Source organism: Aeromicrobium flavum (assembly GCF_007992115.1).
GTDB classification, from domain to species: Bacteria; Actinomycetota; Actinomycetes; order Propionibacteriales; family Nocardioidaceae; genus Aeromicrobium; species Aeromicrobium flavum.
In genome coordinates, this window is sequence record NZ_BJZQ01000002.1 from 117,507 (window position 1) to 136,208 (window position 18,702).

Sequence of the window (18,702 nt, forward strand, 5' to 3'; positions counted from 1 at the left end):
TCAGTTGGTCAGCCGAGGCGGTCGGTGGCGCGGGTGCAGATGTCGTCGAGGGCGTCGCGGGCGGGGCCGGCGGGCAGCTTGTCGAGCAGGGCGCGGGCCGCGTCGGCCTCGGCCCGGACGTAGGCGCGGGCCTCGTCCATCGCGGGGTGCTTGCGCAACGCACGGATGACCCACTGCACGTCGTCCTCGTCGAGGATCGGGCCCGAGAGCAGCTCGCGCAGGCGCTCGTCGCCGTCGACCGGTGAGGCCTGGACCAACAGCGTCGGCAGGGTGGGCACGCCCTCACGCAGGTCGGTGCCGGGCACCTTGCCCGAGTCGTCGGCGTCGCTGGCGACGTCGATGATGTCGTCGGCCAGCTGGAACGCGACGCCGATGCGCTCGCCGAACTCGAGCAGCGTGGCCTCGATGTCGGCGCCGGCGCCCGACATCATCGCCCCGAAGCGAGCGGCGGTGGCGATCAGCGAGCCGGTCTTGTCGGCCACGACCGAGAGGTAGTGCTGGAGCCGGTCGTCGTCCGGGCCCGGGCCGAGCGTCTCGCGGAGCTGGCCGTGGACCAGGCGGGCGAAGGTCTCGGCCTGGATGCGCACGGCCTCCGGCCCGAGGTCGGCCACGAGCGACGAGGCGCGGGCGAACAGGAAGTCGCCCACGAGGATCGCGATCGAGTTGTCCCACCGCGCGTTCGCGCTCGGCGCACCGCGGCGCATGGACGCCTCGTCCATCACGTCGTCGTGGTAGAGCGTCGCCAAGTGGGTCAGCTCGACGACCACGGCGGCCGGCACGATGTCGGGCGCGGTCGGGTCGCCGAACTCGGCACACAGCACCGACAGCAGCGGACGGAAGCGCTTGCCGCCGGCCTGCAGCAGGTGCGAGGAGGCCTCGGCCACCAGCGGCTCGGGGCTGTGGACGGAGCGGGCCAGCAGGTCCTCGACCCGGGTGACCCCGTCCGACACCCGCTGATCCAACGCGGCATCCGCGAACGACCCGGCGCTGGCCACGATCCACATCCTTCCGACGACCATCGACGACATGCCCGCTAGCGCACGAAGGCGCCGGCGTTCTGGGCCAGATCCAGGATCGGGCCCGGCACGACGCCGAGCACGACCGTCGCGATCACGGCCAAGGCAATGACCACGGTAGTCGGCACGCCCGCGACAGCCACGGTCGGGCCGTCACCCACCGGCTCGGTGAAGAACATCAGCACGATGAACCGGACGTAGAAGTACGCGGCGATCGCGCTGCACAGCACGCCGAGCACGACGAGGACCCAGGCCCCGCCGCCCCAGGCGGCGCTGAAGACGGCCCACTTGCCGATGAACCCCGCGGTGAGCGGGATGCCGGCGAAGGACAGCATGAAGATCGCGAACGAACCCGCCAGGAACGGCGACTCCTTGCCGAGCCCGGCCCACTTCGACAGGTGCGTGGTCTCGCCCGCGGAGTCGCGGATGACCGTGACGATCGCGAAGGCGCCGATCGTGCTGATGCCGTAGACGAGCAGGTAGAACAGCACCGACGACACCGACGTGATGGCCAGGCCCTCCTGGTCGCCCAGGTACGCGCCCGACAGGCCGACGGTGATGAAGCCGGCGTGCGCGATGGACGAGTACGCCAGCATGCGCTTCACGTCGGTCTGGCTGACCGCCACGATCGAGCCGACCAGCATGGTGATCACGGCGACGACCCACAGCACCGGGCGCCAGTCCCAGGACGCGCCGCCGAACGCGACGAACAGCACGCGCATCATGGCGATGAACGCGGCCGCCTTGGTGGCGGCGGCCATGAAGGCGGTGACCGGCGTGGGAGCGCCCTGGTAGACGTCGGGGGTCCAGCTGTGGAACGGCACCGCGCCGACCTTGAACAGCAGGCCCACCAGCAGCAGGCCGATCGCCGCGAGCAGCATCGGCGTCTCGTCGCCGCGGGCCGACACGGCCGTGTCGATCTCGGTGAGGTTGAGGCTGCCCGAGTAGCCGTACGCGAGCGCCGCCCCGTAGAGGAAGAACGCCGACGAGAAGGCGCCGAGCAGGAAGTACTTCATCGCGGCCTCCTGGCTGAGCAGGCGCCGGCGGCGCGCCACCCCGCACAGGACGTACAGCGGCAGCGACAGGACCTCGAGGGCCACGAACATCGTGATGAGGTCGTTCGAGACCGCGAAGAGCATCATGCCCGCGAGGGCGAACGCGGCCAGCGGGAAGACCTCGGTGTGCTCGAGTCGCTCGCGGGTGGCCTCGGCCTCGCCCGGCGAGCCGGGGGCGTCGGCGGCACGACCGATGAAGTCGCTCAGCCCTCGCTCGTGGCTGCGCTCGGCGAACAGCAGGAACGACAGCGCGGCGAAGACGAGCAGCATGCCCCACGTGAGGACACCGGGTCCGTCGACCGAGACGGCACCCTCGGCGCCGGTGCCGCCGAGCGCCGGCCAGCGGCCCTCGGCGACCTCGTCGAGGCCCAGGTAGACCCAGACGGTGAGGCCGAGGGCGACCAGCGAGCCGGCGACGGCCACGACCGACTGGGTGAGGAAGCGGGCCCGGCGGGGCACCGCGATCTCGACGACGAGGCCGACCATCGCCACGGCGAACACCGCGATGAGCGGCGACAGCTGGCGGTAGTCCAGGTCGGCCGCCGCGATGTCGGGGCCGGCCGCGGCGAGGGCGCCGGGCAGGGCGGACGAGAGTGCGCCGATCATTCGTGGGCTCCTTCCGTCTGCTGGGTGAGGTCGAGGGGCGCCCGCGGCGGCGGGTCGCCGACCCCCACGGTGTTCACGACCGGCTCGACGGCCGGGTCGATGACCTCCAGCAGCGGCTGCGGGACGAAGCCCAGGCCGATGATGAGCACGAGGGCCGGGGCCATCGCCCCCACCTCGCGCCGCGACAGGTCGCGGAAGCCGGCGGTCGCCTCGTTCAGCGGGCCCGTCATGGTGCGCTGGTACATCAGCAGGATGTAGACCGCGGCCAGGACGATGCCCAGGGTGGCCACCGTGGCGATCGGGATCGACCGGGTGAACGTGCCGGCGAGCACGAGGAACTCCGAGACGAACGGCGCCAGGCCGGGCAGCGAGAGGCTCGACAGGCCGCCCACGAGCAGGACGCCCGACAGCACCGGCGCGACCTTCTGGACGCCACCGAAGTCACTGATCCGGGCCGAGCCGCGGCGCTGGATCATCATGCCCGCGACGAGGAACAGCACCGCCGTGGAGAGGCCGTGGTTGAACATGTAGAGCACCGAGCCGGTCATCGAGACCGAGGTGAAGGCGAAGATGCCCAGGATGATGAAGCCGAAGTGCGAGACCGAGGTCAGCGCGATGAGACGGCGCAGGTCGTCCTGGCCGATCGCGAGCAGCGCGCCGTAGAGGATGCTGATCGTCGCCAGCACGAGCACGACGGGGCTGGCCCATTCCGAGGCGCCTGGGAACAGCTCCAGGCACCAGCGGATCATGCCGAACGTGCCGATCTTGTCGACGACGCTGACCATGAGCACCGAAGTGCCGGGCGTCGCCGAGGCGGCCGCGTCGGGCAGCCACGTGTGCAGCGGCCACAGCGGCGCCTTGATCGCGAACGCGATGAAGAAGCCCAGGAACAGCAGCCGCTCCGTGGTCTGGGACATCTCCAGGTCCATCAGGTCGGCGTGCAGGAAGCTCGGGCCGCCCTGCTGCGTCGACAGCACGTACAGGCCCACCACGGAGGCGAGCATGATCAGGCCGCCGAGCAGGTTGTAGATGAGGAACTTGACCGCGGCGTAGCTGCGCTGCCCGGTGCCGTGGGCGCCGATCAGGAAGTACAGCGGGATCAGGGTGGCCTCGAACAGGACGTAGAACATGAAGACGTCGGTGGCGGCGAACACGCCGATCGCGAGCGCCTCCAGCACGAGCATCCAGGCGAAGTACGTGTTGGTGCGCGCGGGATCGGCCTCCTTGTCGCGCCAGGACGCGACCAGGACGATCGGCGTCAGCACCGTCGTCAGGAAGATCATCGTCAGGCCGATGCCGTTCACCCCGAGCGCCCAGTGCACGCCGAGCGCACCGATCCACTCGTGGTCCTCGGTCAGCTGGTAGCCGCCGCTCTCGATGTCGAACTCGCGCAGCAGCGCCAGCGACATCAGCAGCGTCAGGATGGAGACGCCGAAGGCGACGTGGCGCGCGGTGGCGCCGTCGGCCGTCCGGGGCAGCAGGGCGACCACGAGGGCGCCGAGCAGGGGGACGGCGATCAGCAGGGACAGCATCATGCGAGCGTCACCGCCAGCAGGCCCAACAGGACCACGAGAGCACCTCCGAGCACCATCAGTGCGTAGGAACGGACAAAGCCGGTCTGCGGCTTGCGCAGCTCACCGGAGATCTCACCGAGGCGGTCGGCGCCACCGGTGACGAAGCCGTCGATGACCTTGGCGTCGGCCCACACGAGCGCACGCGTCAGGTGGGTGGCGGGTCGCACGACGAGCGCGTCGTTGACGTGGTTGCCGTACAGCTCGGCGCGACCGGCGCGGGTGAACGCCGACACCTCGGAGTCGGCCGGCGTCTCGGCCGCGATCTGGCGGCGGCCGTAGGTGAGCCACGCGAGGGCGACGCCGGCGGCGACGACCACCAGCACGATGAGCGTGATCACGATGATCGGCAGCGGCAGGTCGTGGTGCTCGGCGTGGCCGGCGGCCGGCTCGAGCCACTCCTCGATCCAGCTGCCCAGCGCCATCAGGCCCGCCAGCAGCGAGAGGGCCGCGAGCACGATCAGGGGCACGGTCATGACCGAGGGCGACTCGTGCGGGTGCACGTCGTCGCGCCAGCGCTTCTCGCCGAAGAACGTCATCAGCATGAGGCGGGTCATGTAGAACGCGGTGACGCCGGCGCCCAGCAGCGCCGCCAGGCCCACCCAGACGCTGTGGCCGAGCGCGGCCTCGATGATCTTGTCCTTGGAGAAGAAGCCCGAGGTGCCTGGGAAGCCGATGATCGCCAGGTAGCCGATGCCGAACGTGTAGAACGTGACCGGCATGGCCTTGCGCAGGGCGCCGTAGTGGCGCATGTCGACGTCGTCGTTCATGCCGTGCATGACCGAGCCGGCGCCGAGGAACATGTTGGCCTTGAAGAAGCCGTGCGTCAGCAGGTGGAAGATCGCGAAGGCGTAGCCCGCCGGACCGAGGCCGGCGGCCAACATCATGTAGCCGATCTGGCTCATCGTGGAGCCGGCGAGCGCCTTCTTGATGTCATCCTTCGTGCAGCCGATCCAGGCGCCCATCAGCAGCGTGATGACGCCGACGGCGATGACGACATTGCGCGCGGTGGCGGAGGCGTCGAAGACGTCGTGCGAGCGCACCACGAGGTAGACGCCCGCCGTGACCATGGTCGCCGCGTGGATGAGGGCCGAGACCGGGGTCGGGCCCTCCATCGCGTCGAGCAGCCAGGCCTGCAACGGGAACTGGGCGGACTTGCCGCAGGCGCCGAGCAGCAGCAGCAGACCCAGCGCGGTGGCGACGTTGCCCGACACCGAGTGGACCTGGTCGTTGACCGCCGCGATCGAGGTCGTGCCGAACCAGGCGAACATCGTCATGATGGCCAGTGCCAGGCCGAGGTCGCCCACGCGGTTCATCACGAAGGCCTTCTTGGCCGCCGCGGCGGCGGACGGCTTGTGCTGCCAGAACCCGATCAGCAGGTAGGACGCCAGGCCGACGCCCTCCCAGCCGAGGAAGAGCACCAGGTAGTCGGCGGCCAGCACGAGTGTCAGCATCGCCGCGATGAACAGGTTCAGGTAGGCGAAAAAGCGGCGGCGGCGCTCGTCGTGGGCCATGTACCCGATCGAGTACACGTGGATGAGCGTGCCGACGCCCGTGATCAGCAGGACGAACAGGCTCGAGAGCGTGTCGAACGTGAACGAGAAGTCGGCCCGGAACGGACCGGCGTCGATCCAGGTGCCGAGGTCGGTCGTGACCGAGCGGTCCTCGGCGTCACGACCGGCGAGCTCGACGAACAGGACCACGCCCAGCACGAACGACGCGGCCGAGCAGGCGGTCGCGATGAGGTGGCCGAAGCGATCGGACTCCTTGCCCCAGGTCAACAGGAGCGCGGCGCCCGCCAACGGGATGGCGATGAGCAGCCAGGACAGGTCCAGCAACGCGAACTCCTTAGGCCTTCAGCAGGTTCGCGTCGTCGACCGAGGTCGTCCGTCGCGTGCGGTAGATGGACACGATGATGGCCAGGCCGATGGTGACCTCGGCGGCGGCGACGACCATGACGAAGAACGCCGCCACCTGACCGTCGAGGTTGCCGTGCTGGCGGGCGAACGCGACGAAGGCGAGGTTCGTGGCGTTGAGCATCAGCTCGACGCACATGAACACGATGATCGCGTTGCGGCGCACGAGCACGCCGATCGCGCCGATCGAGAACAACAGCATCGACAAGGTGAGGTACTCGGTCACTTCGACTCCCCCTCGTCGGTGTCGGACGCCGGCCGGACGTCGGGCTTCTCGGTGGTGACGGGACGCTCGTCGGGGTCGACGTCGGCAGCCTCGATCTCGCCGACCACGCGGTTGACGTCGTCGGCGTCGTGCAGCTCGAACTGGTGCCGCGAGACGAGCGTGCCGGGGATCGACTCGGGCAGCGGGGTGCCGTCGGGCAGCAGCGCCGGGGTGTCGACCGCGTTGTGGCGGGCGAAGACGCCCGGCGTCGGCGCGTTGCCGGGGTGCTTGCCCGACTCGGCGAAGTCGCGCATGCGACGGGCCTGCAGATCAGCCTGGGTCGGCGGGGCGACGAGGCGCTCGCGGTGGGCGAGCACCATCGCGCCGAGGACCGCGACGATCATCAGGGCCGCGGTGAACTCAAACGCCAGCACGTAGTCGGTGAAGAGCAGCGAGGCGAGTCCGTGCAGGTTGCCGTTCGCGTTCGCCTCGCCCAGGCCGACGATCGCCGACGAGACCGACTGGGCCACGCCCAGCGACAGCAGCAGCGCGAAGAGCACGCCGACGACCGCCGCCATGACGCGCTGGCCCTTGATCGTCTCGACGATCGAGTCGGACGTCTCGACGCCGACCAGCATGAGCACGAACAGGAACAGCATCATGATCGCGCCGGTGTAGACGATGATCTGCACCGCGAACAGGAACGGGGCGCCCTGCGCCGCGTAGAGCATCGCCAGGCAGATCATGACGACCGCCAGGCACAGCGCGGCGTGCACGGCCTTGCGGGCGAAGATGAGTCCCATCGCCGCCAGCACCATGACCGGGGCGAGGATCCAGAACGCCGTCACGAGGCCGTCTCCGGGCCGCTGGTGGTCTCGACGATCGGCAGCGACTTGCCCCGGTAGTAGTCGTGGTGGTCGTCGCTGATGAGCATCTCGTGCGGGGGCTCGAGCATGCCCGGCAGCAACGGCGCCAGCAGGTCGTCCTTCTCGTAGATCAGGGCGGCGCGGTTGTCGTCGGCCAGCTCGTACTCGTTGGTCATCGTGAGCGCCCGGGTGGGGCACGCCTCGATGCACAGACCGCACAGGATGCAGCGCAGGTAGTTGATCTGGTAGACGCGTCCGTAGCGCTCACCGGGGCTGAACCGCTCGTCCTCGGTGTTGCTCGCGCCCTCGACGTAGATCGCGTCGGCCGGGCAGGCCCACGCGCACAGCTCGCAGCCGACGCACTTCTCGAGGCCGTCGGGCCAGCGGTTGAGCTGGTGGCGGCCGTGGAAGCGCGGCGCCGTGGGCACCTTCTCGAACGGATACTTCTCCGTGACGGGCTTCTTGAACATCGTCCGGAACGTGACGCCGAAGCCGGCGACCGGGTCCCAGAGCGTTTCCTTCAACGTGCTCATGGCTGCTCTCCCCCATCCGTGGGTTGCGAGGTGGTGGTCGGTGCGGTGGCCATGGCCTCGCGCTGCGCGGGCAGCGGCGGCACGGGGAACCCACCGGCGAAGGCGTCGAACTCCTGCGGCTCGACCACCTCGGGCTCGTCGTCCTCGTCCCGCGTGGGCAGGAAGAAGGTGACGATCAGCAACGCGCCGGCGACACCCGCGGCGATGAGCATGGCCTGCTGGTCGAGCATGTCCTCGACCTGGAGCTTGCGGATGAACGCCAGGGCGACGATCCAGCCCAGGGCGATCGGGATGAGCCACTTCCAGCCGAACTGCATGAACTGGTCGTAGCGCATGCGCGGCAGCGTGCCGCGCAGCCAGACGAACATGAAGATGAAGCCCAGCGTCTTGAGGAAGAACCACAGGACGGGCCAGTAGCCCTCGTTGGCGCCCTCCCAGACCTGGGCGATGCCGAACGGGGCGCGCCAGCCGCCGAGGAACATCGTCGTGGCCAGCGCCGAGACGGTGACCATGTTGATGTACTCGGCCAGGAAGAACATCGCGAACTTGAACGACGAGTACTCGGTGTGGAAGCCGCCGACCAGCTCGCCCTCGGCCTCGGGGAGGTCGAAGGGGGCACGGTTGGTCTCGCCGACCATCGCGATGACGTAGATGATGAACGACGGCAGCAACGGGATGAAGAACCAGATGTCCTCCTGCGCCGCGACGATCTCGGACGTGGACATCGAGCCCGCGTAGATGAAGACCGCGACGAGCGACAGGCCCATCGCCACCTCGTAGCTGATGACCTGGGCACTGGAGCGCAGGCCGCCGAGCAGGGCGTAGATCGAGCCGGACGACCAGCCGGCCAGGACGATGCCGTACACGCCGATCGAGGTGACGGCCAGGATGTACAGCACCGCGACGGGCAGGTCGGTCAGCTGCAGCGGGGTCTCGTGGCCGAAGAAGTTGACGACCGGACCGAACGGGATGACGGCCCAGGCCAGGAACGACGGCACGACCGCGATGATCGGCGCCACGTAGTAGACGATCTTGTCCGCGGCCTTGGGGAAGATCTCCTCCTTGAGGCCCAGCTTCACGCCGTCGGCGAGGCTCTGCAGCAGGCCGAACGGGCCGTTGACGTTGGGCCCGATGCGGTGCTGCATGCGGGCCACGACGCGGCGCTCGAACCAGATGTTGAACAGCGTGTAGAGCACCAGGAACACGAAGATCAGCAGCGCCTTGACGGCGACGACCCATCCCGGGTCGTTGCCGAAGAGATCGTCCAGACTCATCGTTCGCCTCCCGTCAGGCTGACGCGGCCGCCGTGGGCGACGCCGAGCGCGGCACCCAGGTGGACGCCGGAGTTCGTGGGCGCCCACACGACACCCTCGGGCATGAAGGCGGCCTCGGCGATGAAGCTCGCCGAACCGGACGGCCCCGTCAGCGTGGCTCGCTGGCCGGGCTGGACGCCGCAGGCGGTCAAGGTGGCCTCGCTGGCGCGCAGGACGGGCTCGCGCGCGGTCTGGCGCAGGAAGTCGGCGCCGTCCTGCAGGCGGCCCCCGTCGATCAGCTGCTTCCAGGTGTCGAGGACGACCCTGCCGGCGACGACCTTCCCGGCGGCGGTCTTCGCCGCAGCCGGCTTGCGGCCACGGAAGACGATTCGCTTGCCGTCCCAGGGGCCGAGCTCGCGCCACTCGGCGGCAGCCTCGGCGGTGGTGCGGATGCCGATCGGGCGACCCAGCTCCTCGGCGATGCCCGCCAGCACGCGCACGTCGGTGAGCGCGGGCGCGTCGATCAGGACCTGGTGGAAGGGACGCTGGCGACCCTCCCAGTTGATGAACGTGCCGGCCTTCTCGACCGGGGGCGCGACGGGCAGCACGACGTCGGCCAGCGCGGTGACCGCGGACGCGCGGACCTCGAGGCTGACCAGGAAGTCGACCGAGCGCAGCGCGTCGCGGGCGAGCGCGGGGTCGGCGAGGTCGTCGACGTCGACGCCGGCCACCACGAGGGCACCCAGCTCGCCGCTGGCGGCGGCGGCGATGATCGCGTCGGTGTCGAGGCCGACCTCGTCGGGCAGGCTCGGGACGCCCCAGTCGGCGGCGGCGTCGGCCCGCGCCTCGGCCGACGCCACGGGGCGCGCGCCGGGGAGCAGGTTCGGCAGGCAGCCCGCGTCGAGCGCGCTGCGGTCGCCGGCCCGGCGCGGGACCCAGGCCCAGCGAGCCCCGGACTCGGTGGCCTTGGTGGCGACGGCGGACAGCGCGCCGGGGATCGTGGCGAGTCGCTCGCCGGCCAGGATGATCGTGCCCGGCGAGACGGCCAGCTCGGCCAGCGCCGCGGCCTCCTGACCCGGCACGGTGGGCACGAGGGTGCCGTTCATCTTGGTCAGGCCGCGCGTCGTGTGCGTGCCCAGCGCGAAGACCTGCACGCCCTGGCGGCTGGCCTTGCGCAGGCGCAGGAAGAGCGTGCCGGCCTCGTCCTCGGGCTCGAGCCCGACCAGGACGACGGCCGTGGCTCGCTCGAGGTCGGCGAAGGTGACGTCGACCGGCGTGCCGGCGACCTTGGCCGCGAGGAACTCGGTCTCCTCCTTCGAGGTGGGCCGGGCGCGGAAGTCGATGTTGTTGGTGCCGAGGGCGACGCGGGCGAACTTGGCGTAGGCGTACGCGTCCTCCACGGTGAGGCGGCCGCCCGTGAGGACGGCCTTGCCGGCTGCGGCGGCCAAGCCACGGGCCGCCACGGCCAGGGCGCCGGGCCACGACGTGGGCTCGAGCTCGCCCGTGGCGGGGTTGCGCACGAGCGGGGTGGTGAGCCGGTCGGCCTGGCGCGACCACGTGAACGCGAAGCGGTCCTTGTCGGTGATCCACTCCTCGTTGACCTCGGGGTCGTCGCCGGCGAGGCGGCGCATGACCTTGCCGCGCCGGTGGTCGACACGGATCGCCGAGCCGCAGGCGTCGTGCTCGGACACCGACGGGACGCTGATCAGGTCGAACGGGCGGGAGCGGAACCGGTAGTCGGCGCTGGTGAGCGCGCCGACCGGGCAGATCTGGATCGTGTTGCCGCTGAAGTACGAGCCGAACGGCACGTCCGGCGCGATACCGATCTGCTGCTGGGCGCCGCGCTCGAGCAGCGCGATGAACGGGTCGCCCGCGATCTCGGACTGGAAGCGCGTGCAGCGCTGGCACAGGACGCAGCGCTCACGATCGAGCAGCACGTTGCTCGACAGCGGCAGCGGCTTGGGGAAGAGGCGCTTGGTCTCGATGAAGCGCGACTCCGAGGCGCCGTGCGAGAGCGACTGGTTCTGCAGCGGGCACTCGCCGCCCTTGTCGCACACGGGGCAGTCGAGCGGGTGGTTGGCCAGCAGGAACTCGAGCATCCCCTCCTGCGCCTTCTCGGCGACCGGCGAGGTGACCTGCGTGCGCACGACCATGCCGGGAGCGACCTCGATGGTGCAGGACGCCTGCGGCTTGGGCATCCCCCGGCCGTTGCCGGCGTCGGGGATCTCGACCAGGCACTGGCGGCACGCGCCGACGGGCGCGAGCAGCGGGTGGTCGCAGAAGCGCGGGATCTCGGTGCCGATGAGCTCGGCGGCGCGGATGACCAGCGTGCCCTTCGGGACGCTGACCTCGACGTCGTCGATCGTGAGCGTGACGAGCTCGACCGGCGTCGTGTCGGTGGGGTTCGGCTCGGTGACGGTCATCGCGCGCCCTCCTTCGCGAACAGGGTGGAGGCCGCGGGCGGGAACAGGTCGCGGCTGGGCGTGGTCATGCCGGCCTCGAACTCCTCGCGGAAGTACTGGATGGCCGAGGTGATCGGGCTGGTGGCACCGTCACCCAGGGCGCAGAACGAGCGCCCGAGGATGTTGTCGCACAGGTCGAGCAGCAGCTCGATGTCGCCGGGCCTGCCCTGACCCTCGTCGATGCGGCGCAGCGTCTGGACGAGCCACCACGTGCCCTCGCGACACGGGGTGCACTTGCCGCAGGACTCGTGCTTGTAGAACTCGGTCCAGCGCAGCACGCACCGCACCACGGAGGTGGTCTGGTCGAAGATCTGCAGGGCCCGGGTGCCGAGCATCGAGCCCGCGGCGCCGACGCCCTCGAAGTCCAGCGGGACGTCGAGGTGCTCGGCGGTGAGCAGCGGGGTGGAGGAGCCTCCGGGGGTCCAGAACTTCAGCTCCGAGCCCGGGCGCATGCCGCCGCCCAGCTCGATCAGCTGGCGCAGCGTGATGCCCAGCGGCGCCTCGTACTGGCCCGGCTTCGCGACGTGGCCCGAGAGGCTGAAGATGCCGTGGCCCTTCGACTTCTCGGTGCCCATCGAGGCGAACCAGTCGGCGCCGCCGGCGATGATGCCGGGCACCGAGGCGACCGACTCGACGTTGTTGACGACCGTCGGCGAGGCGTACAGGCCCGCGACGGCCGGGAACGGCGGGCGCAGCCGCGGCTGGCCGCGACGCCCCTCGAGCGAGTCGAGCAGCGCCGTCTCCTCGCCGCAGATGTAGGCGCCGGCGCCGGCGTGCACGATCAGGTCGAGGTCGTAGCCGGTGCCGTGGATGTCGCGACCCAGGTGACCGGCCGCGTAGGCCTCGCGCACGGCGGCGCGCAGGCGGCGGATCACGTGCAGCACCTCGCCGCGCACGTAGATGAACGCGGTGTGCGCCCGGATCGCGCGCGACGCGATGATGACGCCCTCCACGAGCACGTGCGGGTTGGCCATCATGAGCGGGATGTCCTTGCAGGTGCCCGGCTCGGACTCGTCGGCGTTGACCACGAGGTACTTCGGGTTGGGGTTGTCCTGCGGGATGAAGCCCCACTTCATGCCGGTCGGGAAGCCAGCGCCGCCGCGACCGCGCAGGCCGGCGTCCTTGACCTCCTCGATGATGGCGTCGGGGTCCATCGTGAGCGCCTTCTCGAGGCCGCGGTAGCCGCCGCGCGCCGTGTAGGCGTCGAGCGTCCAGGCGCGGTCGTCGGCCCAGTTCGCGGTCAGGACCGGCGTCAACAGGTCAGTCATGGGTGCCCTCGCTCTCGTCCGGGTCCTTGCCGCCCTCGACGTCGGCCGGGGACTGGTCGGCCACGGTCTCGCTGCCGGCGCGGCTGGTGTCGGCCTCGGCCACCGCCTCGGTGGTGGACTCCGGTGCGGCCTCGGTGCCGGAGGCCTCGAGCGGCGGCGCCGCCCAGCCCCGCTCGTCGGCGATCTCGAGCCCGACCAGCGACGCCGGACCGGCGGCCGGACCCTCGTCGACCAGGCCGTCCTCGAACCCGGCGATGACGCGCTCGGCCTCGCGCCACGACGTGATCGTGGCGCCGCGGGTGGACTGGACCGCCTCACCGGCACGGAGCCGGTCGACGACCTCGACGGCCGACTCGGGCGTCTGGTTGTCGAAGAACTCCCAGTTGACCATCATCACCGGGGCGAAGTCGCAGGCCGCGTTGCACTCGACCTTCTCGAGCGTGATCCGGCCGTCCTCGCTGGTCTCGTCGTTGCCGACGTCGAGGTGGCCGCAGAGGCGCTCGAAGATCTCGTCGCCGCCCATGACGGCGCACAGCGTGTTGGTGCAGACGCCGACGTGGTGCGTGCCCATCGGGCGGCGCTTGTACATCGTGTAGAAGGTGGCGACGGCGCTGACCTCGGCCTCGGTGAGGCCCAGGATCTGTCCGCACACGCCGATGCCCTCGGCCGTGACGCGACCCTGGTCGGCCTGGACGAGGTGCAGCATCGGCAGCAGGGCGCTGCGCGCCTGCGGGTAGCGGCCGGCGAGCTCGTGCAGCTCGGCGATCGTCGTCTGGCTCAGTCCCTCGGAGATCTGCTCGGTCATCAGCGATCAACGCCCCCCATCACGGGATCGATGGACGCGACCGCGACGATGACGTCCGAGAGCATGCCGCCCTCGCTCATCGCGGACACGCCCTGCAGGTTCACGAACGAGGGATCGCGGAAGTGCGCCCGGAAGGGGCGGGTGCCGCCGTCGGACACCGCGTGGCACGCGATCTCGCCCTTGGGTGACTCGATCGCGAAGTACGCCTGCCCGGCCGGGACCCGGAAGCCCTCGGTGACGAGCTTGAAGTGGTGGATCAGCGCCTCCATCGACTCGCCCATGATGTGCGCGATGTGCTCGGGCGAGTTGCCCTGCCCGTCGCTGCCGACGGACAGCTGGGCCGGCCACGCGATCTTGCGGTCGGCGATCATGACGGGCTGGCCCTGCGTGGACTCGAGCCGGTCGATGCACTGCTCGACGATCCGCAGCGACTCCCACATCTCGAGCTGGCGGATCATGAACCGGCCGTAGGCGTCGGGCTCGTCGCGGGTGATCACGTCGAAGTCGTAGGTGTCGTAGCCCCAGTAGGGCTGCTTGACGCGCAGGTCCCAGTCGAGGCCGGTCGAGCGCAGGATCGGCCCGGTGATGCCCAGGGCCAGCACGCCCGCCAGGTCGAGGCGGCCGACCTGCTTGAGGCGGCCCTTGAAGATCGGGTTGGCGTTGCACAGCGCCGCGTACTCCGGCAGGCGCTTCTTCAGCAGGGCCACGAGGTCGCGCAGGTGGCCGACGGTGCCGTCGGGCAGGTCCTGGGAGACGCCGCCGGGCCGGAAGTACGCGTGGTTCATGCGCAGGCCGGTGATCAGCTCGAACGCCTTGAGGATCTCCTCGCGGTCGCGGAAGCCGCACGTCATGACCGTCAGCGCGCCGATCTCCATGCCGCCGGTGGCGATGGCGACGAGGTGGCTGGAGATGCGGTTGAGCTCGAGCATCAGCACGCGGATGACCTGCGCACGCTCGGTGATCTGGTCCTCGATGCCGAGCAGTCGCTCGACCGCGCCGACGTAGGCCGCCTCGTTGGAGAACGGGGCGACGTAGTCCATGCGGGTGCAGAAGGTCACGCCCTGGGTCCAGGTGCGGAACTCCATGTTCTTCTCGATGCCGGTGTGCAGGTAGCCGATCCCCGCGCGGGCATCGTGCACCGTCTCGCCGTCGATCTCGAGGATGAGGCGCAGCACGCCGTGCGTGGACGGGTGCTGCGGGCCCATGTTGATGACCAGCCGGTCGCCCTCGAGGCTGTCGGTCGAGATCGTGTCCCAGTCGCCGCCGGTGACGTTGAAGACCTGGCCGGAGGTCGACTCGGAGGTGTCCGCGTACGGATCGGCGCTCATGAGTAGCTCCTCCGGTTGTCGGGGGCGGGGATGAAGCCGCCCTTGAACTCGACGTCGATGCCGCCCAGGGGGTAGTCCTTGCGCTGGGGGTGGCCGGGCCAGTCGTCGGGCATGAGGATCCGGGTGAGGTGCGTGTGCCCCTCGAAACGGATGCCGAACATGTCCCACGTCTCGCGCTCGTGCCAGTCGGCGGTGGGGTAGACGCCCATGACGCTGGGCACCTGCGGGTCCTCCTCGGGGCACGTCACCTCGAGCCGGATCCGGCGGTTGTGGGTCATCGAGAGCAGGTGGTAGACGGCGTGCAGCTCGCGGCCGGTGTCGCCCGGGTAGTGCACGCCGCTCACGCCGCTGAGCAGCTCGAACCGCAGCCCCGCGTCGTCGCGCAGGTGCTGCGCGGCCTGCCGCAGCACCTCGCGGCGGATGAAGAACGTGATCTCACCACGGTGGACGACGACCTTCTCGATGGCGTCGGCCAGGCCCTCGCCGGCGGTGAGGCGCTCGGCGACCTCGTCGAACCAGCCGCCGTAGGGCGGGGTGGCCGCCCCCGGCATGACGACCGGGCGGCGCAGCCCGCCGAAACCGGACGTGTCGCCGGTGCCGTGCACGCCGAACGCGCCCTCGCGGACCTCGACGACCTCGAGCTCGACGGCGTCGCTCTTCTTCAGCTCGGCCCGCGTCTCGTGCGAGCCGTCCTGCGTCTCATCACTCATCGCAGGCCCGTCCTGCGTCTCATCACTCATCGCATGAGTCCCGCCTGCGCGGAGGTGGGCAGGGCCGCCAGGACGGCCTGCTCCTCCTCGCGGATCTCGGCGAGGCGGTCGGCGCCCAGCTGCGTGTTCTGGATCGACTCGCGCAGCTTGAAGATCGCGTCGATCAGCATCTCGGGGCGCGGCGGGCAGCCCGGCAGGTACATGTCGACGGGCACGACGTGGTCGACGCCCTGGACGATCGCGTAGTTGTTGAACATGCCGCCCGAGCTGGCGCAGACGCCCATCGCGAGCACCCACTTGGGGCCGGGCATCTGGTCGTAGATCTGGCGCAGGACGGGAGCCATCTTCTGGCTGACGCGACCGGCGACGATCATCAGGTCGGCCTGGCGCGGCGACGGCCGGAAGACCTCCATGCCGAAGCGGCCCGAGTCGTAGCGCGGGGCGCCGAACGTCATCATCTCGATGGCGCAGCAGGCCAGGCCGAACGTGGCCGGCCAGAACGACGCCTTGCGGAAGTAGCCGGCCAGGCCCTCGACGGTCGAGAGCAGGACGCCACTGGGGAGTTTTTCCTCGAGGCCCATCAGGTCCAGTCCATTCCCCCGCGCCGCCACTCATAGACGTACGCGATCGTGATGTTGAGCAGGAAGAGCATGACGGCGAAGAACGCGAACCAGCTCAGCTCGTCGAACGCGACGGCGAAGGGGAGCAGGAACACGACCTCGATGTCGAAGACGATGAACATCATCGCCGTGAAGAAGTACTTGATCGAGACCTTGCCGCCACCGTCGGGCAGGGGGCTGGGCTCGATGCCCGACTCGTAGCGGTCGAGCTTGGCGCGGTTGTAGCGCGAGGGTCCGGTGAACGGGGCGATGCCGACGCTGAACACGGCGAACGCCAGGGCGATGCCGCCCAGCACCAAGATCGGGATGTACGCGTTCACGGCACCTCCAGTCACCCGCGGACGAACCTTGTGAAGATCTTCACAGGCTCACGTGGATCACTCTAGTGAGCGCCGGGACCGTCAGTGTGAGTTAGGTAACACTAAGCGTGTCGCCGGTCTCACTGCGGGCGTTCGGCGCGGTGCACGGCGACGATCCCGCCGGTCAGATTCTGCCACGTCACCGGTCCCCAGCCCGCCTCGGTCATGCGGATCGCGAGGCCACGCTGGTCGGGCCAGGAGCGGATCGACTCGGCCAGGTACACGTACGACTCGGGGTTCGACGAGACCGCGCGCGCGATCGGCGGCAGCGCCCGCATGAGGTAGTTGGAGTACACCGTCTCGAACGGCTTCCACGTCGGCGTCGAGAACTCGCACACGACGACGCGACCGCCGGGGCGGGTGACGCGCAGCAGCTCGCGCAGGCCCTGGAGCGGGTCGTGGATGTTGCGCAGTCCGAACGAGATCGTCACGGCGTCGAAGACCCCATCGGCGAAGGGCAGGCGCATGCCGTCGCCGGCGGTGAAGTCCAGGCCGGGGTACTGCTGCTTGCCGACCTCGAGCATGCCGATGGAGAAGTCGCACGGCACGACGTGGGCGCCGGCCTCGGCGAAGGGGGCGCTGGACGTGCCGGTGCCGGCTGCGAGATCGAGGATCCGCTCGCCACGCTGGGGAGCGACCGTCTCGACGACGCGCTTGCGCCACTGCCGGTCGCGCCCGAGCGAGAGCACGTCGTTCGTCAGGTCGTACCTCGCCGCCACCGTGTCGAACATGCGCGCGACGTCACGGGGGTCCTTGTCCAGCCCTGCTCTCATCTGGCCACCTTCTCACGCGGGGCCGACCCCGGCGCAGATCGGGACGCTTCCGGCGTCCGGGACCGCCCTCACCGTCGCCCGAGTAGGCTCGTGCGGGTGAGCACGCTGGCGACCGACGGACGGCCTGAACCGCTCGTGGCCCGGTCCCGCGAGATCGCCGACCCCGGTGAGTTGCTCACCCTGCTGCCCCCCTCCCCCGATGCCCTGGCGTGGGTGCACGGTGGCGACGGCGTGATCGGCTGGGGCCGCGCGGCGAGCTTCAACCCCGAGGGCGGCGGCCGGTTCGACGCCGCCGACGCCTGGTGGGCCGACGTCGTCGAGTCCTCCGTGGTGCGCGACGAGGTGGAGCTGCCCGGCAGCGGCCTGATCTCCTTCGGCAGCTTCACGTTCGCCGACCGGCCCGGCTCGGCGCTCACCGTCCCCGAGGTCGTCGTGGGTCGCCGCGACGGCCGCAGCTGGGTGACCACGATCGGCCGGTCGCTGGCTCCGGCGCCCGAGCTCGCCGGCTCGCGCCCGGCCGCTCCCCTCGGCACCCGGTTCGCGGACGACCCCGACCGGCGCGAGGCGTGGTCGGCCACCGTCGAGCGCGCGGTGCGGCGCATCCAGGCCGGCGACCTCGACAAGGTCGTCCTGGCCCGCTCGGTGGAGGCCGCGTTCGACGAGCCGCTCGACGTGCGCTCGCCGCTGGCCCGCCTGGCCGACGCCTACCCCAGCTGCTGGACCTTCCACGTCGACGGCTTCTTCGGGTCGACCCCCGAGATGCTGGTGCGCCTGCAGGGCGGCCTGGTCACGTCGCGCGTGCTGGCCGGCACGATCCGCCGCACCGGCGACGACGCCCGCGACCTGAGCCTCGCCGCCTCCCTGGCCCGTTCGAGCAAGGACCTCGAGGAGCACGAGTACGCCGTGCGCTCCGTGGCCGACGCGCTCGCGCCGCACTGCACCGGCATGAACGTGCCCGAGTCGCCGTTCGTCCTGCACCTGCCCAACGTGATGCACCTGGCCACCGACGTCACCGGCGTGCTGCGGGACGACGCCGGCGTCCTGGCGCTCGTCGCCTCCCTGCACCCGTCGGCCGCCGTGGGCGGCACCCCCACCGCCGAGGCGGTGCGCCTGATCGCCGAGATCGAGGGCCTCGACCGCGGTCGCTACGCCGGGCCCGTCGGCTGGATCGGCGCGTCCGGCGACGGCGAGTGGGGCATCGGCCTGCGCTCGGCCCAGGTCGCGCCCGACGGCCGCAGCGCCCGCCTGTTCGCCGGCTGCGGCATCGTCGCCGACTCCTCCCCCGCCGACGAGCTCGCCGAGGCCGACGCCAAGCTCATCCCCGTCCGCGACGCCCTGGTCTAGGCATCACGTCGG

General features: G+C 70.6%; 17 protein-coding genes. 1 reads left to right on the plus strand and 16 read right to left on the minus strand.

Annotated elements, in window-relative coordinates; all coding sequences use genetic code 11:
• Nucleotides 1-8 precede the first annotated feature (8 nt).
• The 16 genes from AFL01nite_RS03615 to AFL01nite_RS03690 all read right to left on the minus strand — a co-directional run bounded on the left by AFL01nite_RS03615 (nucleotide 9) and on the right by AFL01nite_RS03690 (nucleotide 17,346).
• Nucleotides 9-995 (minus strand): polyprenyl synthetase family protein, encoded by a 987-nt coding sequence (locus AFL01nite_RS03615; protein ID WP_246119572.1) that lies wholly within the window; start codon nucleotides 993-995, stop codon nucleotides 9-11.
• Between the two features lie 38 nt (nucleotides 996-1,033).
• Nucleotides 1,034-2,677 (minus strand): NADH-quinone oxidoreductase subunit NuoN, encoded by a 1,644-nt coding sequence (gene nuoN / locus AFL01nite_RS03620; protein ID WP_146825808.1) that lies wholly within the window; start codon nucleotides 2,675-2,677, stop codon nucleotides 1,034-1,036.
• Nucleotides 2,674-4,212 (minus strand): NADH-quinone oxidoreductase subunit M, encoded by a 1,539-nt coding sequence (locus tag AFL01nite_RS03625; protein ID WP_146825809.1) that lies wholly within the window; start codon nucleotides 4,210-4,212, stop codon nucleotides 2,674-2,676. The genes nuoN and AFL01nite_RS03625 overlap by 4 nt, the downstream gene beginning before the upstream one ends.
• Entirely contained in the window at nucleotides 4,209-6,086 is a 1,878-nt protein-coding gene (gene nuoL, locus AFL01nite_RS03630; RefSeq protein WP_146825810.1) for an NADH-quinone oxidoreductase subunit L, read from the minus strand. Before nuoL ends, AFL01nite_RS03625 begins: the two co-directional genes overlap by 4 nt.
• Before the next feature lie 10 nt (nucleotides 6,087-6,096).
• A complete protein-coding gene (nuoK, locus tag AFL01nite_RS03635; protein WP_146825811.1) occupies nucleotides 6,097-6,390 on the minus strand; it encodes an NADH-quinone oxidoreductase subunit NuoK in 294 nt (97 codons plus the stop codon).
• A complete protein-coding gene (locus AFL01nite_RS03640) occupies nucleotides 6,387-7,217 on the minus strand; it encodes an NADH-quinone oxidoreductase subunit J (protein ID WP_146825812.1) in 831 nt (276 codons plus the stop codon). Before AFL01nite_RS03640 ends, nuoK begins: the two co-directional genes overlap by 4 nt.
• Complete coding sequence (gene nuoI, locus AFL01nite_RS03645; RefSeq protein ID WP_146825813.1) at nucleotides 7,214-7,768, minus strand: NADH-quinone oxidoreductase subunit NuoI; 555 nt, start codon at nucleotides 7,766-7,768, stop codon at nucleotides 7,214-7,216. Before nuoI ends, AFL01nite_RS03640 begins: the two co-directional genes overlap by 4 nt.
• Complete coding sequence (gene nuoH, locus AFL01nite_RS03650) at nucleotides 7,765-9,042, minus strand: NADH-quinone oxidoreductase subunit NuoH (RefSeq protein WP_146825814.1); 1,278 nt, start codon at nucleotides 9,040-9,042, stop codon at nucleotides 7,765-7,767. The genes nuoI and nuoH overlap by 4 nt, the downstream gene beginning before the upstream one ends.
• On the minus strand, nucleotides 9,039-11,444 hold the full coding sequence (locus tag AFL01nite_RS03655) for an NADH-quinone oxidoreductase subunit G (protein WP_146825815.1): 2,406 nt from the start codon (nucleotides 11,442-11,444) through the stop codon (nucleotides 9,039-9,041). Before AFL01nite_RS03655 ends, nuoH begins: the two co-directional genes overlap by 4 nt.
• Entirely contained in the window at nucleotides 11,441-12,751 is a 1,311-nt protein-coding gene (gene nuoF, locus AFL01nite_RS03660) for an NADH-quinone oxidoreductase subunit NuoF (RefSeq protein WP_146825816.1), read from the minus strand. Before nuoF ends, AFL01nite_RS03655 begins: the two co-directional genes overlap by 4 nt.
• A complete protein-coding gene (gene nuoE, locus AFL01nite_RS03665; RefSeq protein ID WP_146825817.1) occupies nucleotides 12,744-13,556 on the minus strand; it encodes an NADH-quinone oxidoreductase subunit NuoE in 813 nt (270 codons plus the stop codon). Before nuoE ends, nuoF begins: the two co-directional genes overlap by 8 nt.
• Nucleotides 13,556-14,884, minus strand: coding sequence for an NADH-quinone oxidoreductase subunit D (locus tag AFL01nite_RS03670; protein WP_146825818.1), 1,329 nt, complete (start codon nucleotides 14,882-14,884; stop codon nucleotides 13,556-13,558). Before AFL01nite_RS03670 ends, nuoE begins: the two co-directional genes overlap by 1 nt.
• Nucleotides 14,881-15,624, minus strand: coding sequence for an NADH-quinone oxidoreductase subunit C (locus tag AFL01nite_RS03675; RefSeq protein WP_371862815.1), 744 nt, complete (start codon nucleotides 15,622-15,624; stop codon nucleotides 14,881-14,883). The genes AFL01nite_RS03670 and AFL01nite_RS03675 overlap by 4 nt, the downstream gene beginning before the upstream one ends.
• Nucleotides 15,621-16,175 (minus strand): NuoB/complex I 20 kDa subunit family protein, encoded by a 555-nt coding sequence (locus AFL01nite_RS03680; RefSeq protein ID WP_146825820.1) that lies wholly within the window; start codon nucleotides 16,173-16,175, stop codon nucleotides 15,621-15,623. The genes AFL01nite_RS03675 and AFL01nite_RS03680 overlap by 4 nt, the downstream gene beginning before the upstream one ends.
• Nucleotides 16,175-16,549 carry an NADH-quinone oxidoreductase subunit A gene (locus AFL01nite_RS03685; RefSeq protein ID WP_425546797.1) on the minus strand — a complete coding sequence of 125 codons (375 nt, stop codon included), beginning with the start codon at nucleotides 16,547-16,549 and terminating at the stop codon, nucleotides 16,175-16,177. Before AFL01nite_RS03685 ends, AFL01nite_RS03680 begins: the two co-directional genes overlap by 1 nt.
• A gap of 104 nt (nucleotides 16,550-16,653) precedes the next feature.
• Nucleotides 16,654-17,346, minus strand: a complete 693-nt coding sequence (locus AFL01nite_RS03690; protein WP_146825821.1) for a demethylmenaquinone methyltransferase — start codon at nucleotides 17,344-17,346, stop codon at nucleotides 16,654-16,656.
• 96 nt (nucleotides 17,347-17,442) lie between these two features.
• Between AFL01nite_RS03690 and AFL01nite_RS03695 the strand changes: the two genes are divergently transcribed.
• Nucleotides 17,443-18,690, plus strand: a complete 1,248-nt coding sequence (locus AFL01nite_RS03695) for an isochorismate synthase (protein ID WP_146825822.1) — start codon at nucleotides 17,443-17,445, stop codon at nucleotides 18,688-18,690.
• Nucleotides 18,691-18,702: the final 12 nt, after the last annotated feature.

Coding starts and splice junctions, on each gene's coding strand:
- nuoI (WP_146825813.1), bottom strand. CDS start 7,768: ATGAGCACGTTGAAGGAAACGCTCTGGGACCCGGTCGCCGGCTTCGGC.
- AFL01nite_RS03655 (WP_146825815.1), bottom strand. CDS start 11,444: ATGACCGTCACCGAGCCGAACCCCACCGACACGACGCCGGTCGAGCTC.
- AFL01nite_RS03680 (WP_146825820.1), bottom strand. CDS start 16,175: ATGGGCCTCGAGGAAAAACTCCCCAGTGGCGTCCTGCTCTCGACCGTC.
- nuoF (WP_146825816.1), bottom strand. CDS start 12,751: ATGACTGACCTGTTGACGCCGGTCCTGACCGCGAACTGGGCCGACGAC.
- AFL01nite_RS03670 (WP_146825818.1), bottom strand. CDS start 14,884: ATGAGCGCCGATCCGTACGCGGACACCTCCGAGTCGACCTCCGGCCAG.
- nuoN (WP_146825808.1), bottom strand. CDS start 2,677: ATGATCGGCGCACTCTCGTCCGCCCTGCCCGGCGCCCTCGCCGCGGCC.
- AFL01nite_RS03690 (WP_146825821.1), bottom strand. CDS start 17,346: ATGAGAGCAGGGCTGGACAAGGACCCCCGTGACGTCGCGCGCATGTTC.
- nuoE (WP_146825817.1), bottom strand. CDS start 13,556: ATGACCGAGCAGATCTCCGAGGGACTGAGCCAGACGACGATCGCCGAG.
- nuoH (WP_146825814.1), bottom strand. CDS start 9,042: ATGAGTCTGGACGATCTCTTCGGCAACGACCCGGGATGGGTCGTCGCC.
- AFL01nite_RS03675 (WP_371862815.1), bottom strand. CDS start 15,624: ATGAGTGATGAGACGCAGGACGGGCCTGCGATGAGTGATGAGACGCAG.
- AFL01nite_RS03625 (WP_146825809.1), bottom strand. CDS start 4,212: ATGATGCTGTCCCTGCTGATCGCCGTCCCCCTGCTCGGCGCCCTCGTG.